The sequence below is a fragment of the Streptomyces sp. 4F14 genome, from assembly GCF_048159485.1.
In the GTDB taxonomy this organism is placed as follows: Bacteria; Actinomycetota; Actinomycetes; order Streptomycetales; family Streptomycetaceae; genus Streptomyces.
Genome location: NZ_JBLRVY010000273.1, coordinates 1 through 356, shown reverse-complemented (window position 1 = coordinate 356; position 356 = coordinate 1). Strand labels below are relative to the sequence as shown.

The window sequence follows — 356 nt, the reverse complement described above, 5'->3', positions numbered from 1 at the left end:
AGTCGATCTTGTAGTCCAGCACGGCCAGGGTTTCCTGGAGCTCCGCTATCCGCGTTCTCACGTCGCGGCGGGTCGCCTCCAGCAGTTCCTGCCGTTCCTCGAAGGTGTGGTCGCCCTCGCGTATGAGCTCGGCGTACCGGACCATGTGGGCGACCGGCATCCCGGTCAGCCGCAGTTTGGTGACGAAGGAGAGCCAGTCCAGATCCCGGTTGCTGAAGCGGCGCTGACCGGTGTGCGACCGGTCCACGTGCGGCATGAGGCCGATCCGCTCGTACCAGCGCAGGGTGTGGGCGGTGAGGCCGGTGAACGCGGCGACCTCGCTGATCGTGTAGCGGTCCTGCCCGTCGGGGCGCGGG

The 356-nt window shown here is 68.0% G+C and carries 1 protein-coding gene; it reads right to left on the bottom strand.

The window, feature by feature from the left end; all coding sequences use genetic code 11:
* A partial coding sequence (locus tag ACLZOT_RS50680; protein ID WP_416976080.1) for a MerR family transcriptional regulator occupies positions 1-356 on the bottom strand: 356 nt, incomplete at both ends.